The following is a 15,075-nucleotide window of genomic DNA, read 5'->3' on the forward strand; positions in this document are numbered from 1 at the left end:
TTTTCGTACTAATAAGTTAAACTAACTAACCTATCAAGTGCAAAAAGATTTAGAAACTAAATTTTTATCGGACTTTGAACAAAATCAAAATATTGCGCATAAAATTTGTAGAGTGTACACTGCAAACAGAGATGCACATAATGATTTATTTCAAGAAATAACCATCCAGCTTTGGAAAAACTACCCAAAGTTTAGGGGAGATTCTAAATTTAGTACTTGGATGTATAGAGTGGCTTTGAATACAGCAATTTCATTATATAGAAAATCAACAAGAAGAGTGAAAACGCAAGATATTAGTGATTTTGCGTATAAAATTAAATCGACTGATTATGATGATACTGAAGAGTTGCAGTTAAAAGCTTTATATAAGGCTATTCATAATTTAAATGATATTGATAAGGCATTAATCTTCTTGTATTTAGAAGATAAACCGTACAAAGAAATATCTGAAACATTAGGAATAACCTCGGTTAATGCAAGAGTGAAAATGAATAGGGCAAAAGAGAAATTAAAGAACATACTAAACCCATAATTTATGGACGTATTAGAAAATTATAAAAAAGTTTGGGGGAACCAACCTGAAGAGGTGAGTAAATTTTCGGCTATCGAAATTTATAGAATGGCACATTCTAAATCCTCATCTATTGTAAAATGGATTTTTATTATAGGAATTTTAGAATTTATTGTACTAAATTCTTTGTATTTTTTGATAGATATGGAGCAAGCTAACAAAGAGTATGAAAAACTTGGCTTAGAAAATTTTGTATTTTATTCTCAGATTACAGCATACGTAATACTTTTTTACTTTCTATGGATGTTTTATCAAAATTATAAAAGAATTTCTACGGTTGATTCTACAAAAATTCTAATGAAAAAAATTCTTAAAACTAGAAAAACAGTAAGAAATTATGTGTTGTTTAATTTAAGTTATTTGGCTTTAATTATGTTAGTAGTCACTATTGTTACTATTAATAATGATTTTGAAGATTTAACTGGGAAACAAATTTTTATAATTATTGTATCAACATTAATAGCAACGCTTTTATTTTTAGGTATTTTATGGCTTTTTTACCAACTTATTTATGGAATTTTATTAAAGAAATTAAATAAAAATTACAAGGAATTGGCTAAATTAGATACATCAATTTAAATGTAACAATGAAAAAAGTAATAGTACTATTTTGCCTTAGTTTTTCTTTTGTTTCATTTTCTCAAAGTACTGATTTTTGGGATGATGTGCAGTTTGGGGGTGGTTTTACCTTGGGTTTTGGCAATCAAACAAACATAGGAATTTCACCAAGTGCCATTTATAATTTTAACAATGGTTTTGCTTTTGGCGCTGGTTTAGGATATATGTATAGAGAAATTGGCGATTTTTCTACAAATGCATACAATACAAATTTAATATCTTTATATCAAACGAATTTTGGAATCCAGTTTTCTGGTGAATTTGAATATTATTTTGCCTCGCAAACCGATAGTTTTAATACGATTAAAACCGATTTCCCTGCCCTTCATCTAGGTGTTGCTTTTAACCAAGGTAGGTTTACTGTTGGTGTTCGTTATGATGTTTTATATGATTCGAATAAAAGTATTTTTGCTTCACCAATTTCTCCAATAGTTCGTTTTTATTTCTAAAAATTTCGAAATTCTTTTAATAGAATTTCGTGCATGGCATCAGTGTAATCTAAATGGGTTACAATGCGTATTTTACCTTCTCCCATTGGTGTTAGTAAAATATTTTTAGCGGCCATGGTTTTTATAAAATTGTCAGCACCTATTTTATCATCCACATAAAAAATTAAAATATTAGTTTCTACAGGTTCTATTTTTGTAATAAAATTACAACCTTTTAAAACTTCGGCTATTTCTTTTGCTTTTTTATGGTCTTCTGCCAAACGATCAACGTGATTGTCTATAGCATAGTTTGCTGCAGCTGCTAAAAAGCCAACTTGACGCATTCCTCCTCCTAATAATTTTCGAATTCTTAAAGCTCTGCTTATATTCTTTTGAGAACCTAAAAGCATGGAGCCAATGGGTGCCCCTAAACCTTTTGAGAAACAAACAGAAATTGTGTCGAATAATTGGCCATATTGTTTAGGGCTTTCCTTTTTTGCCACTAAAGCATTAAATAAACGAGCACCATCTAAATGATAATTTAAGTTGTTTTTTTGAGCAATTTTTTTAATTTTTTTTAATTCTTCAAAGTCCCAACATGCTCCACCACCTTTATTAGTAGTGTTTTCAATACAAATCATTTTAGTATAAGGTAAATAAATTTGGGGTTGGGCAGAAGCCATTTCATTAATTTGTTGTGCTGTAAACATTCCTCTGTTTCCATCTACTAATTTACATGTAACACCAGAGTTAAATGCAACCCCACCACTTTCATAATTGTAAATATGCGCGTATTTATCGCAAATTACCAAATCTCCAGGTTGAGTTTGAATTTTAATAGCAGTTTGGTTTGCCATTGTTCCAGAAGGAAAAAAAAGTGCATCTTCCATACCAAATAGTTTTGCTACTTTTTTTTCTAACTCATTTACAGTAGGGTCCATTTTAAAAACATCATCCCCAACTTTTGCTTGTAGCATTGCTTCTAGCATTGCTGGTGTGGGTTTAGTAACTGTATCAGAAATTAAATCTATGATCATTTGTTTTAGTGTAAGTTTTAATTGGTTTTTCTTTAAATTACTGTCCTCCTAAGCGCAAAACATTTTCATAATACGCATCAGAATTCGGGTCAGCAGGATCCATTTTTCCATAACCAATTTTGTAATATTTTAGTGCCTTTTTATACATTTTACCCGTTTCGTAATATCTACCTATATAATATTCACCTAAAGGCGAAGTTGGAAAAAGTTTTAAAATCATCTGTCCAAATTCTTTTAATCTATCTCCATTTTCTTTTTCTATAATAATACTTTCAATGGCGTAAATGTCACGTTCTCTGATTCCTAAGTTTGTTCCAAATAAAAATTCAATTTCTAAATATTTACTTTCTAAATAATAAATGGCATCTTTTGGAGATAAATCTTTAATATTTTTATCATATTCTTCTTTAGAAATTGCAGAGTAAATTTCAAAAATTTTTGTCATTGCTCTTGGCACAGCTTCTGCTATAGCAGAAACAGAACTAGACGTTTTAATGTAATCATTAATAACATTAAAGTTTTTGATGCTTAATCCTTTTAGCCCTTTTTGAACTCGCGAAATTTTTTCTTGTTTTAAAGGTGAAAAAGAAGAAGCATTATTGGTGTAGAAATAAAAGGTGTTGTCTTCTTTCCCAAATTTCGCTAAATTATACGATTGTAATTCACCACCAATAAAATCAGAAAAACTAGGGTTAATACAAATAAAAGAATTGATAAAAGCAGTGTCTTCTTTCAAAAAATGAGAAACTAAATTTCCAGAATATCCATGGCCAACTAAAGAAATAAATGGAGATGTTCTATAGGTGCTTTCCATATAAAAAATAACTTCATCTCTTAAAAATTCATAAAAATATCTGGAATCTGCATTCAATTGTCCATTTGTACGGTTAAACGAAATATCCTTAACTTTAGTTTCTTCCATAGCAACGCCTACAATAATCTGTTGTGGTGCCTTATCCTTTTTAGCAAATAAAACCGCGCTTCCTACATACGTATCAAATAAATACTCTTCATCTAAAACAACCGCTAAAGGATAGTTTTTAATACTGTCTAGTTCGTAGCCTTCAGGGATATATATTCTTAGCTTCCTTGTGGTTTCTAAAATATCTGATGTCAACTCTTTCTCAATTATTTTTTGAGAAAATCCAACAAAAGAAAAAAGAATAAATAATAATGTGAGTGTTTTCTTAATCATAAATTAGATTGTTTATTTTTGCTGATGATGATTTTTGTTCTTTTTATGAACGTCCAAAATACAAAAATATGATACAACCTGAGTGGAAAACAGTTAAAGAATATGAAGATATTACCTATAAAAAATGCAATGGTGTTGCTAGAATAGCGTTTAATAGACCTAATGTTAGAAATGCTTTCAGACCCAAAACAACCTCAGAATTGTACGATGCCTTTTACGATGCAGGTGAAGATGTAAATATTGGTGTGGTTTTACTTTCTGCAGAAGGGCCAAGCACCAAAGATGGTGTATATTCTTTTTGTTCTGGAGGCGATCAAAAAGCACGAGGTCATCAAGGTTATGTGGGTGATGATGGGTATCATAGATTAAATATTTTAGAAGTACAACGTTTAATACGTTTTATGCCAAAAGCAGTAATTGCTGTAGTGCCTGGTTGGGCAGTTGGTGGTGGACATAGCTTACATGTGGTTTGCGATTTAACTTTAGCAAGCAAAGAACACGCTATTTTTAAACAAACAGATGCAGATGTAACTTCTTTTGATGGCGGTTATGGATCAGCATATTTGGCAAAAATGGTCGGTCAAAAAAAAGCAAGAGAAATTTTCTTCTTAGGACGAAATTATTCTGCCCAAGAAGCCTATGAAATGGGCATGGTAAATGCTGTAATTCCTCATGATGAGTTAGAAGACACAGCTTATGAATGGGCACAAGAAATTTTAGCAAAAAGTCCAACTTCCATAAAAATGTTAAAATTCGCTATGAATTTAACAGATGATGGTATGGTTGGTCAGCAGGTTTTTGCTGGTGAAGCCACACGTTTAGCATATATGACAGATGAAGCCAAAGAAGGTAGAGACGCATTTTTAGAAAAGCGTAAACCAAATTTTCCTAAAAAGTGGATACCATAATCCCCTTTTAATTTCCCCAAAGGGGAAAACATTGATTCGAAAATAGATAATAGCAACATAATACTAACGTAATATTTTCTTCCCTTTGGGAAGATTAAGATGGGAATGAAATCACAAGTAGTAACTTTTTTAATAAAATGTCCAGATCAAAAAGGCTTGGTAGCTAAAATTACCAGTTTCTTTTTTGAAAAAGGATTCAATATACTGAGCTGTCAGCAGTATGTAAATTCAGTAGAGAATATGTATTTTATGCGTATTCGTTTAAATGCAGATGGAACAAATATTTCAAAACAACAATTAGAAAGTAATTTTTTAGAGTTAGCAGAACCTTTACAATTTACGTGGTCTGTAAATTATGGTGATAAAAAACAGAATGTAGCGATTATGGTATCGCATACTAGTCATAATTTATATGATTTGTTAGAGCGTTATAAAGAAGGTAGGTTAAATTGTGATGTAAAAATGGTCATCAGCAATCACGATAAATTAAGACCTATTGCAGAAATGTTTGATGTGCCTTTTTATCATTTGCCAGTAACAAAAGACACTAAAGCAGATCAAGAGGCTCAGGTTAAGAAATTACTAGAGGTTAATGACATTGATTTGATTGTAATGGCAAGGTATATGCAAATTTTATCATCAGATTTTATCAATCATTTTAAAGACAGAATCATAAATATTCACCATTCTTTTTTACCCGCTTTTCAAGGGGCAAACCCTTATAAGAGAGCTTATGAAAGAGGTGTGAAGTTAATTGGAGCAACAGCTCATTATGCCACAGAAGATTTAGATGAAGGGCCAATTATAGAGCAAGATGTAAAACCGGTTACACACGAAAGTACTACACAAACCTTAAAAAGAATTGGAGCAGATATAGAAAAATTAGTATTGGCTAGAGCTGTAAAATGCCATTTGAATCACCAAATTATAGTGTCAGGAAATAGAGCTATTGTTTTTCCTGAAGCTGGGGAATAAAAAAGCTCCTTTTAATTTCCCTAAAGGGAAAAAGTAAAACGTAATAGTAATGTAAAAACTCAAATTTCACCCAGATTGGAGTTCCTTCCCTTGGGGAAGGCTAGGATGGGCTTCTGTTTATGAAAATAATCTGTATTGGGCGCAATTACGCAAAACATATCGAAGAATTAGCGAATGAAAAACCAGAGCATCCTGTGGTTTTTTTAAAGCCAGATTCTGCTATTTTACCTAAAAAAAATCCATTCTTCATTCCACCTTTTTCTAATGATGTGCATTATGAAGTTGAAGTGTTAATCAAAATAAATAAAGTAGGTAAACATATTGATGCCAAATTTGCCCATAAATATTATGACGAAATTGGTTTAGGAATCGATTTTACAGCAAGAGATGTACAAGCCAAATGCAAAGCAAAAGGGTTGCCTTGGGAAAAAGCGAAGGCTTTTGATGGTAGTGCTGTAGTTGGCGAATTTTATCCCAAAGAACAATTTGATTTAGAAAATTTAAAATTCCAACTGTATAAAAATCAACAATTAGTACAAGATGGAAATACGAATGCAATGTTGTGGAAAACAGATGAACTAATTGCTTATGTATCTCAATACTTCACTCTAAAAAAAGGAGATATCATTTTTACAGGTACACCAGCAGGTGTTGGGAAAGTTGCTGAAAATGATAATTTAAAAGGAGTAATTGATGGTAATGAAGCTTTTAATATTAGAGTAAAATAGCTGCAAGTAAAAAGAAAAAGAATGCTAAGTGTAATATTGCTGTATTGGATTGGAAAATATTTTTACAAATTAGCAGATGAGTATAACAAAAGTAAGTGGGGTTATGGTATTTTAGGAATTGTTATTTTTTACGCCGGATTTTTCTTATTTGGTTTTGGCATAATATTTATAGCAGAAGTTGTTTCTGAGGGATCTACAGATATTTTTAGTGATACTTTATTAGGTTTTATAATGATGCCATTTGGGGTTTTAAGTTGCTATGTATTATACAAATACTTAGAGAAAACTTGGAACAAAAATGACCCAAGAAAAAACAATATGATAGATCAAATAGGAAAACAAGAAAATTAATAGACCATAAAATTGAATTAGATATCTAGGAAAGTAAAAAAATGTTCAATTTTTTAATTCAAATAATTATTTCTCTATTTATTGGATGGAGCTTTGTTTTTTTAGCCAAAAAATATCAAAAAAGCCAAGTATTCTATTTTTGTATTGGTTTTTTTGGATGTTTATGTAATAGAATAGGTTATTTGTTAATGTATGGTTTAATTACAGATTTTAGTGTAACCCAAGATTTAGATATCCATAGAGATTTATCTATTATATTCAGTGTTATTATATGTTACGTACTATTTAGGTTGATGAAAAATAAGCTACAAAAAAATAATTCAGAAGTTCCAACTATAGATGATATTGGAAAAGAATAAAAACGAAACAATGAAAGCAGAAATTATAACAATAGGTGACGAGATTTTAATCGGGCAAATTGTAGATACCAACTCTCAGTTTATAGGGCAACAATTAAATAAAATCGGAGTTTCTGTTTATCAGATAACCTCCATTCAAGACGATCAACAACATATTTTAAATGCACTACAAGAGGCACAAGAAAGAGTAGATATCGTAATTATTACTGGTGGATTAGGCCCAACCAAAGACGACATCACCAAAAAAACAATAGCACAATTTTTTAATGATGATGAAATTGTAGAGTATCCAGAAGTAATTGCCCATATCAAAGGGCTTTTTAAAAAAATAAATCATCCTTTTAGAGAAGTACAACGTTACCAAGCGCAACTGCCTTCTAAAGCTACTTTATTAATGAATAATTTTGGAACAGCACCAGGCATGTGGTTTTACGAAAACGAAACTGTGTTTGTATCACTTCCAGGGGTACCTTATGAAATGAAAGGATTAATCACAAATAAGGTGTTGCCTAAAATTCAGCAACAGTTCAAACTACCTTTTATCCTTCATAAAACCATTATGACGTATGGTCAAGGAGAAAGCACCATTGCAGAAATTATAGAAGATTTTGAAGATAGCTTGCCTAATCATATCAAACTAGCTTATTTGCCTTCTTTTGGTAGAGTGCGTTTGCGATTATCAGCCAAAGGGGATAACAAAATAAAATTAGAAAAAGAGCTTAATGACAAAGTTGAAGCCATTTATAAATTAATTCCTGATATTATAACAGGTTTAGATGACGATAGCTCTTTAGAAAAAAGAGTAGGAGAGTTGTTGCAGAAAAACAATCAAACCATTTGTACAGCAGAAAGTGTAACAGGGGGTAAAATAGCATCTAATTTGGTTTCGGTTGCAGGTTCATCAGCCTATTATAAAGGTAGTTTTGTAACGTATTCAGCAGCAACTAAAATCGATTTGTTAGGTGTTTTGCCCATAACTATAGAAAAATACACAGTGGTAAGCAAAGAAGTTGCCTTAGAAATGGCTAAGGGAGCTAAACAAAAGTTAAACACAAATTATGCAGTTTCTGTTACCGGTAATGCAGGCCCAACTACAGACCATAATGATAAAAGTGTAGGTTTGGTGTATATTGCCATTGTGTCTGATGATCATGAGTTTGTGGGCGAATTTAATTTTGGTCAGCCACGTGAAAAGGTTATTCATAGAACTGTAAGTAAAGCCTTAGAATTACTCCAAAAAGAAATATTAAAAAATTAGTAAATTTGTTTTGTTCACGTTTATAATTATTTGTAGATTTGCACCTCGTTTAGAGATAACACTATAAATACTGTAAGAAGATGTCTAGAGTTTGTGAATTAACAGGAAAAAAAGCAATGGTTGGAAACAACGTTTCTAAAGCTTTAAATAGAACTAAAAGAATATTCGACGCTAATTTAATGACCAAGCGTTTTTATATTCCAGAAGAAGATAAATGGATTACTTTAAAAGTATCTGCATCTGCTTTAAAGAATATTAATAAGAAAGGAATTGCTGCAGTGATTAAAGAAGCAAGAGCAAACGGATTTTTAACAAAATAATACAAGTCGTAGTTTAAAGTTTCGGTTTTCAGTTGCAAAACTTTCAAACTTTTAAACATTCAAACTTTTAAACTCGGATAGAGATGGCAAAAAAAGGAAACAGAGTTCAAGTAATTTTAGAGTGCACAGAGCACAAAGCATCTGGTCAAGCAGGTACTTCTAGATACATTACTACAAAGAACAAAAAGAACACTCCAGATAGAATGGAAATTAAAAAATTCAATCCTATCTTAAAGAAAATGACTGTTCACAAAGAAATTAAATAATACAACTATCTAGAACTCAGAATAGAGCACATAGATTTAAAACATTTATACAATGGCAAAGAAATCAGTAGCATCGTTACAAACAGGATCAAAAAGATTAAGTAAAGCAATCAAAATGGTAAAGTCTCCAAAAACAGGAGCGTATATGTTTGTTGAAGCAATTATGGATCCATCTCAAGTAAACGACTTTTTAGCAAAAAAGTAATCACTTACAATACAATATTTTAAAGCTACATTCTTATAGATTGTAGCTTTTTTTTTACCTTTACTTTTCTAAATCCAAAGATTTGGGCGTTACCTAAAGGTCGGGCTTTTCGCACTCGCTTTTTTTCTGGTTCCTGAATTAAATTCAGGAACCAGAAAAAGAGCTCAAACAAATGCTTCAATCCCTAACGCAACTTGTCTGCAAACGGATTTTATTACCAGCCAATTTGTCAAAAATGTAAGTTGGTATAGTTTTAGACAAGTAATTAGTAATAATCACCATTAATAACTCGAACAATGAGTTTTTTTAAAAAAATATTTTCGAAAGAAAAAAAAGAAACCTTAGACAAAGGATTAGAAAAAACCAAAGAAAGCTTCTTTGGTAAATTATCAAAAGCAGTTGCTGGAAAATCTAAAGTAGATGATGATGTTTTAGACAATTTAGAAGAAGTATTAGTAGCTTCTGATGTGGGGGTAAATACAACCTTAAAAGTTATTGACAGAATCGAAGCGCGTGTTGCTAGAGATAAATATGTTGGTACAGACGAACTCAATAAAATTCTTAGAGAAGAAATTGCTGGGCTTTTATCTGAAACCAATATTGGTAATGAAACAGAATTTTCTATTCCAGAAATCCCTGCAAAAGATGGTAAGAAAATGCCCTATGTATTAATGGTTGTGGGTGTTAATGGTGTAGGTAAAACCACAACTATTGGTAAGTTAGCGAGTCAATTTAAAAAACAAGGTTTAAAAGTAGTTTTAGGTGCAGCAGATACATTTAGAGCTGCAGCTATAGATCAATTACAAGTTTGGGCAAACAGAACAGAGGTGCCAATTATCCGTCAAGAAATGGGTTCAGACCCTGCTTCTGTAGCTTACGATTCTTTAAAATCTGCAGTTTCACAAGATGCAGATGTGGTTATTATAGATACAGCTGGTCGTTTGCATAATAAAGTCAATTTAATGAACGAGTTGACAAAAATAAAACGTGTAATGCAAAAGGTTGTCGATAATTCGCCTCACGATGTTCTATTAGTTTTAGACGGTTCTACAGGTCAAAATGCTTTTGAACAAGCCAAACAATTTACCAAAGCTACAGAAGTAACTTCGTTAGCAGTAACTAAATTAGATGGTACTGCAAAAGGTGGAGTGGTTATTGGTATTTCAGACCAATTCAAAATTCCTGTAAAATACATTGGAGTAGGTGAAGGTATAGACGACTTACAAGTATTCAATAAAGTAGAATTCGTAGATTCCTTTTTTAAATAAAAAAAGAATCTGTAAAGAAACTAAAACTCCTTTTCTAATTTAGAAAAGGAGTTTTTTGTTTTATTTGAAATTTAAAATTAGATTTTACGCTAGTCTCTTAACAACGAAAAATTTCCTTTTTTGTTGATGATAGGTTTGTTAGAATTTTCAGGTGGAATAAGCGTAATATTAAACCAATAATCATCAGCAGGAAGTAGATTTCCTTGATAAATTCCGTTCCAACCTTGGCTGTCTATAGGTACTTGTGCTACTAATTTTCCATATCTATTAAAAATATTGATGCTAGAATTTGGGTAAAAGGTTTTGTTAACTCCTTTTACAATCCAAGTATCATGATTTCCATCTCCATTTGGAGTAAAGAATTTTGGGAATTGAATTACAGAAACCTCTAAAGTGGTATCAGGTTCGCATCCGTTTTTGTCGTTTACAATAATGGTGTAAATACCGCCTGTTAAATTCTCGAAAAGAGGTTCATCTTGAAAACCAATCATGGGTATTCTTTCATTATCATCCTGATTAAAAATAGCAAATTGATAATCTCCAGGTCCTAAATCGTTATTTATGGTATCAATAAAAATAGATATAAGATCTTGACTACCAATATTGTTCGATTCATCTATAATTGTGATAAAACTTTGTGCTAAAGTAGCAATATTCGATTCCTTAATTTCAATAGTTTCTGTTCTTTCACAAAGCGTTCCATTAGTGGTTGTTGCAGTAACCGTATATTTTCCAGGAACAGTAATATCAATATACTCAACAGAAGTAGTGTTAATTGGGTTTCCATTTGGTGCTATCCATTGATATGCATATACATCTCTTGGATTTTCTACAGCAATATTCAAAGGCAAATCATTCAAGCATAAAGTTTGAGGGGTAGTGACTTCAAAATCAGGTAAAGGATTTACAATCACTTCAAAAGAAGCATCGTCATTAATACAAAGCGTTTGTTTATTTTGAATACGAACAAAAAAGCGTTCAGAAGGATTTGTGTTTTCGTAAGGCGAAGCTATGGCATTATCACCAGAAGAAGCATCAGCTTGCAATTTGTGAAAGGTAACTGTAAAATCATTAGGATTTTGAGAAGTGCCCAAAATTTCAGGGATTTTACTGTCTAAATCTATATTTTGAATGATGCCATTTGAGTCATCACCATCAAGCGCATCATCACAATAAGCTAGATTAGTAGGTACTACAAAAGTAGGCTCAGGATTTACAATAACATCAAAATTAGAAATACTATTTACACATCCTGTATCTGTGTTTTCTATTCTGATGTAAATAGTTTCTCTATTGGGTGTTTGGTTAGAATAAGGAGAAACTAAAGGATTACTGCCATTTTGAGCCTCAGCAAAAGAACGATGGTAAGTAACAGTATTGATACCAGAATCTTGAGAGCCTAAAATACCAGAGGTTTGGGAATCTAAATCAATAGATTGCGAAAAGCCGTTTCTAGCAGAGCCATCAGCATTATCATCACAAACCTCTAAATCTTTTACAAAATTGGCAATTGGTACAGGATTAACTATTAAATTAAAGGATGTATGATCTGTAAAACAACCAGTAGAATTATTAGTAACACGTACAAAAATGGTTTGCAAATCGCGAGTTGTATTTGCGTAAGGAGATGTTAAGGGCAAAGTACCAGTATTCGCATTTGCAGCAGAATCGTGATAAGTAACTGTAAAATCATCAGGATTTTGCCCATTTAAAATGGCTAAGGTTTGGGAATCTAAGTCAAAATTTTGGACAATTCCGTTTGCATTATCACCATCAATACCATCATCACATAATTCTAAGTCTGGAACTTGACTGGCTGAAGGCACAGCGTTTATTTGCAGGTAAAACTGACCTAAACCTTGGCAATCGTTATTGATAGTACTTAATATTTTATAATAAATAGGAAATTGAATTCCGTTAGGAATATTAGTAACATCGTTTTTAGTAATATCATTTCTAAAATTGGTAATATCAATTTCATTCAAAGAATTGTTTCTATCACTTTCATTTTCATAAAAGAAAACTTCTGTATTCATAGGTGGATTGATGCTGTTAATAATGGCATCTTTATCCAAAGAAAAATTAGTGATATTGTCAGTATCAGAATTGGCATCAGTATCATTTCCTTGAGCATCTAAAAAGTCGTCACAAACGGGTGGTTGTTTGGTGTTGAAAGGGTTATCTGGAGTTTGACCAATATTTATTTTAACTTCTACAATATCTCTTGTACAGCCATTTACTGTAGTTACTCTTACAAAAATAGATTGGGTTGTATTTACTTGAACAGGGTAAGAAGTTGGATTGGAGATTTGATTGATAGCAGTTGCATCTTCGAAATAAGTAAAAATAGCGTTTGGAGTTTCTGAAATGCTAAATTCGGCTAAAGTTAAATTTACAGTGGGGTTTGTGTTTCCTTCGCCAATACATTGTTCTAAAATTGGGCTCGTTTTTAATACAGGTAAAGGGTCTACAATTAATTCTAAAGTTGCATTAGCATCATAACAATCTGTATTGTCTTTATTTTCGGTTCTAATAAAAACAATTTGAGAATTGATAACTGTGTAATTCGAATTTTTGTCTATTATGGTACTAATATCATTATTTTCAGCACCAAGTTGAGTGGTGTAATAGCTAATATTATATTGAGATTTATTTAAATTACCGTAAATTTCGTCATCTTTATTACTTAAAACAAAAGTATTAATCACACCATCTGTGTCACTTCCACTTTCGTTATCATCACAAATTCTGTATGGTAATGGTTGTACAGGAATAGGCAAATCGTTTATTTCTAGAATAAAATCAGTAATTGCAAAACAAGCATTTGGTGCATTTTTATTTTGTACCCTCGCATAAATTGTTTGAGAACTAAACTCACTTGGGTTAGTGTATGGGGTTGATAATACGTTATTCCCCATATTAGCATCAGCAATATCAGTGAAATACATGACCTCAAATATGTTAGGATCTAACCCATTTAAAATTTCATCATTTTTTAAATCTTGCAGGTTAAATTGGTTAAAACCATCTCTATCTGTATCACAGAAAAAGATATCTGTTGGTTTTGTAGCAGCTGCAGCTTCAAAAACATCAATTTTAAAACTACCATTATATTGTATTAAATTGTCGCATTCATCTGTCAGTTGAATTTTTAAGGCATAATCTCCAGAGTCAGAAAATTGTAAGTTTGTTAAAACTAAATCTTTGCTATTAGAAATTTCTACAAATCCAGAACCGTCATCAAAAGTCCAACTATAGGTAATATTATTACCTGTTACTTCTTCAGATATAATAGTTTTATTATCTCCAATACAAAATTGTACATCTTGATTGTTAATGGTATTGTTTGTATTAACATCGGTAATTTGAATGGGTAATAATAATGATGAAATAAAAGGAGGTAAACCCTGAGTGGTTCTTCTACCATTTAAATTAATAGCATTTTCTGTATATATTATATTTTCTGCATCTTCATTTGGGTTTTCAATAGCATCAAGAAAAGAAGAATCTGGAATAGAAGCATAAATTTTACCATTAGGTGCCAATTGTAAAGCACCTCTAAAACCAGGTTTTGAAATAATTTGTGCTCTAGTAGAAATTATATTGGTACTTTCTAAATCAAATTGATATACAGAAAAACGATTATTAAAAGTAGAAGCGTATAACTTATTAGATTGTTGTGAAAAAGCAATTCCGTAAGGAGAATCTCCAGTAAAACTATTAATTAAAGTTTGTGTAGATGCTGCATCTACAGTACCTGTTTCATTATCAAAATTCATCAAAAATAACCTTCCAGTTATATCACCTCCACCACCTGCGTTATAATCGGCAAAAGCCAATTTACTGCCATCAGGCGAAACTTTTAAATATCCTCTTTTGTCTGAGGTGTTAAAACTAGCTTGACTTACTACAACATTGTTTAAATCTACACCAGCATCAGTAATTTTGTAGCTAAAAAAATTATTCTGAGCAAATGATACTACCCAAAAAACATTACACTCTTTACCTTTAACAGCTGCAACTTTTTCTGACCAAGAAGCACTTAAATCACTTCCTGAAGATGGATCAATTGCAAGGTTCACTGGGCCATCAATAATTTCTCCTAAATTATTATTTTTAGACATATCAATGGTGTAATAATTAAATCCTGGATTCGGGTCATTAGCATTACCCACAAAATCGGTGCCTACAGTAAACAGATAATAAATTGTAGTAGAACCTGGTTTAGGAATAATCATACCAGATTGCGTACTTGATGGGTTTCCTCTTAAATTATTAGCTAAACTACCATTAGAATAGGTCATTAATTCATGGTTTTTGTTAAATACTTCAATACCATCAGAATAAAATAATAATTCTCCTGATGGAGACGAAAAAGAAGAGCAACCCTCAGTTGTATTTAACTGTCCGTCTGTGAGTGATGTTGGTGGATTAGTACTAAAATCAATACCAGCATTTTCACCAAAATACCAGAAGTTAGCTTCTTGCTGAGAAAATAAATGAAAAGAAAAAAAGAGTAAGAAAAGTGTAAAGAATTTATTCATCAATTGAATGTATTTTCAAAAAGTATCAAAGATATTTAAAAAGA

16 protein-coding genes are annotated in these 15,075 nt (G+C 31.4%); 13 read left to right on the plus strand and 3 right to left on the minus strand.

The window, feature by feature from the left end; all coding sequences use genetic code 11:
• The first annotated feature begins 37 nt into the window (after window positions 1-37).
• From SJY27_RS16945 to SJY27_RS16955, 3 genes are read left to right on the plus strand one after another with little or no spacing between them, the layout of a single operon-like run.
• A complete protein-coding gene (locus SJY27_RS16945) occupies window positions 38-532 on the plus strand; it encodes an RNA polymerase sigma factor (protein ID WP_397446055.1) in 495 nt (164 codons plus the stop codon).
• 3 nt (window positions 533-535) lie between these two features.
• Entirely contained in the window at window positions 536-1,150 is a 615-nt protein-coding gene (locus tag SJY27_RS16950) for a hypothetical protein (protein WP_397446056.1), read from the plus strand.
• 8 nt (window positions 1,151-1,158) lie between these two features.
• Window positions 1,159-1,638: an alpha-ketoglutarate decarboxylase gene (locus tag SJY27_RS16955; RefSeq protein ID WP_397446057.1), complete on the plus strand. Its 480-nt coding sequence runs from the start codon at window positions 1,159-1,161 to the stop codon at window positions 1,636-1,638.
• Here the strand turns inward: SJY27_RS16955 and SJY27_RS16960 are convergent.
• Complete coding sequence (locus tag SJY27_RS16960) at window positions 1,635-2,654, minus strand: threonine aldolase family protein (protein ID WP_397446058.1); 1,020 nt, start codon at window positions 2,652-2,654, stop codon at window positions 1,635-1,637. The two genes, SJY27_RS16955 and SJY27_RS16960, sit on opposite strands and share 4 nt — an antisense overlap.
• 37 nt (window positions 2,655-2,691) lie before the next feature.
• Complete coding sequence (locus SJY27_RS16965) at window positions 2,692-3,849, minus strand: alpha/beta hydrolase-fold protein (protein ID WP_397446059.1); 1,158 nt, start codon at window positions 3,847-3,849, stop codon at window positions 2,692-2,694.
• Window positions 3,850-3,917: 68 nt separating this feature from the next.
• Between SJY27_RS16965 and SJY27_RS16970 the strand changes: the two genes are divergently transcribed.
• From SJY27_RS16970 to ftsY, 10 genes are all read left to right on the plus strand, one after another.
• A complete protein-coding gene (locus SJY27_RS16970; RefSeq protein WP_397446060.1) occupies window positions 3,918-4,757 on the plus strand; it encodes a 1,4-dihydroxy-2-naphthoyl-CoA synthase in 840 nt (279 codons plus the stop codon).
• A gap of 105 nt (window positions 4,758-4,862) precedes the next feature.
• Window positions 4,863-5,732, plus strand: a complete 870-nt coding sequence (gene purU / locus SJY27_RS16975) for a formyltetrahydrofolate deformylase (RefSeq protein ID WP_397446061.1) — start codon at window positions 4,863-4,865, stop codon at window positions 5,730-5,732.
• 119 nt (window positions 5,733-5,851) lie between these two features.
• Window positions 5,852-6,460: a fumarylacetoacetate hydrolase family protein gene (locus SJY27_RS16980; RefSeq protein ID WP_397446062.1), complete on the plus strand. Its 609-nt coding sequence runs from the start codon at window positions 5,852-5,854 to the stop codon at window positions 6,458-6,460.
• A 21-nt stretch (window positions 6,461-6,481) separates the two neighbouring features.
• Entirely contained in the window at window positions 6,482-6,811 is a 330-nt protein-coding gene (locus SJY27_RS16985; protein WP_397446063.1) for a hypothetical protein, read from the plus strand.
• Between the two features lie 41 nt (window positions 6,812-6,852).
• A complete protein-coding gene (locus tag SJY27_RS16990) occupies window positions 6,853-7,170 on the plus strand; it encodes a hypothetical protein (RefSeq protein WP_397446064.1) in 318 nt (105 codons plus the stop codon).
• A 10-nt stretch (window positions 7,171-7,180) separates the two neighbouring features.
• Window positions 7,181-8,428, plus strand: coding sequence for a competence/damage-inducible protein A (locus SJY27_RS16995; RefSeq protein WP_397446065.1), 1,248 nt, complete (start codon window positions 7,181-7,183; stop codon window positions 8,426-8,428).
• Between the two features lie 80 nt (window positions 8,429-8,508).
• The gene (rpmB, locus tag SJY27_RS17000) at window positions 8,509-8,748 is read left to right on the plus strand and encodes a 50S ribosomal protein L28 (protein ID WP_397446066.1); all 240 of its coding nucleotides are present in this window, start codon (window positions 8,509-8,511) and stop codon (window positions 8,746-8,748) included.
• Window positions 8,749-8,831: 83 nt separating this feature from the next.
• Window positions 8,832-9,014: a 50S ribosomal protein L33 gene (gene rpmG, locus SJY27_RS17005; RefSeq protein WP_249982594.1), complete on the plus strand. Its 183-nt coding sequence runs from the start codon at window positions 8,832-8,834 to the stop codon at window positions 9,012-9,014.
• A gap of 52 nt (window positions 9,015-9,066) precedes the next feature.
• The gene (locus tag SJY27_RS17010; protein WP_114425719.1) at window positions 9,067-9,219 is read left to right on the plus strand and encodes a DUF4295 domain-containing protein; all 153 of its coding nucleotides are present in this window, start codon (window positions 9,067-9,069) and stop codon (window positions 9,217-9,219) included.
• Window positions 9,220-9,515: 296 nt separating this feature from the next.
• Entirely contained in the window at window positions 9,516-10,487 is a 972-nt protein-coding gene (gene ftsY / locus SJY27_RS17015; RefSeq protein ID WP_397446067.1) for a signal recognition particle-docking protein FtsY, read from the plus strand.
• A gap of 89 nt (window positions 10,488-10,576) precedes the next feature.
• On the opposite strand, the gene SJY27_RS17020 is transcribed toward ftsY, so the two are convergent.
• Complete coding sequence (locus SJY27_RS17020) at window positions 10,577-15,031, minus strand: T9SS type B sorting domain-containing protein (RefSeq protein WP_397446068.1); 4,455 nt, start codon at window positions 15,029-15,031, stop codon at window positions 10,577-10,579.
• Window positions 15,032-15,075: the final 44 nt, after the last annotated feature.

It is taken from the genome of Polaribacter sp. R77954, assembly GCF_044595335.1.
GTDB lineage: Bacteria > Bacteroidota > Bacteroidia > Flavobacteriales > Flavobacteriaceae > Polaribacter.

Excerpts from the sequence above, each read along its gene's own strand:
- rpmB (WP_397446066.1), top strand. The coding sequence starts at position 8,509 with ATGTCTAGAGTTTGTGAATTAACAGGAAAAAAAGCAATGGTTGGAAAC.
- SJY27_RS16965 (WP_397446059.1), bottom strand. The coding sequence starts at position 3,849 with ATGATTAAGAAAACACTCACATTATTATTTATTCTTTTTTCTTTTGTT.
- purU (WP_397446061.1), top strand. The coding sequence starts at position 4,863 with ATGAAATCACAAGTAGTAACTTTTTTAATAAAATGTCCAGATCAAAAA.
- SJY27_RS16980 (WP_397446062.1), top strand. The coding sequence starts at position 5,852 with ATGAAAATAATCTGTATTGGGCGCAATTACGCAAAACATATCGAAGAA.
- rpmG (WP_249982594.1), top strand. The coding sequence starts at position 8,832 with ATGGCAAAAAAAGGAAACAGAGTTCAAGTAATTTTAGAGTGCACAGAG.
- SJY27_RS17010 (WP_114425719.1), top strand. The coding sequence starts at position 9,067 with ATGGCAAAGAAATCAGTAGCATCGTTACAAACAGGATCAAAAAGATTA.
- SJY27_RS16970 (WP_397446060.1), top strand. The coding sequence starts at position 3,918 with ATGATACAACCTGAGTGGAAAACAGTTAAAGAATATGAAGATATTACC.
- SJY27_RS16955 (WP_397446057.1), top strand. The coding sequence starts at position 1,159 with ATGAAAAAAGTAATAGTACTATTTTGCCTTAGTTTTTCTTTTGTTTCA.
- SJY27_RS16950 (WP_397446056.1), top strand. The coding sequence starts at position 536 with ATGGACGTATTAGAAAATTATAAAAAAGTTTGGGGGAACCAACCTGAA.
- SJY27_RS16990 (WP_397446064.1), top strand. The coding sequence starts at position 6,853 with ATGTTCAATTTTTTAATTCAAATAATTATTTCTCTATTTATTGGATGG.
- SJY27_RS16960 (WP_397446058.1), bottom strand. The coding sequence starts at position 2,654 with ATGATCATAGATTTAATTTCTGATACAGTTACTAAACCCACACCAGCA.
- SJY27_RS16995 (WP_397446065.1), top strand. The coding sequence starts at position 7,181 with ATGAAAGCAGAAATTATAACAATAGGTGACGAGATTTTAATCGGGCAA.
- SJY27_RS17020 (WP_397446068.1), bottom strand. The coding sequence starts at position 15,031 with ATGAATAAATTCTTTACACTTTTCTTACTCTTTTTTTCTTTTCATTTA.
- ftsY (WP_397446067.1), top strand. The coding sequence starts at position 9,516 with ATGAGTTTTTTTAAAAAAATATTTTCGAAAGAAAAAAAAGAAACCTTA.
- SJY27_RS16985 (WP_397446063.1), top strand. The coding sequence starts at position 6,482 with ATGCTAAGTGTAATATTGCTGTATTGGATTGGAAAATATTTTTACAAA.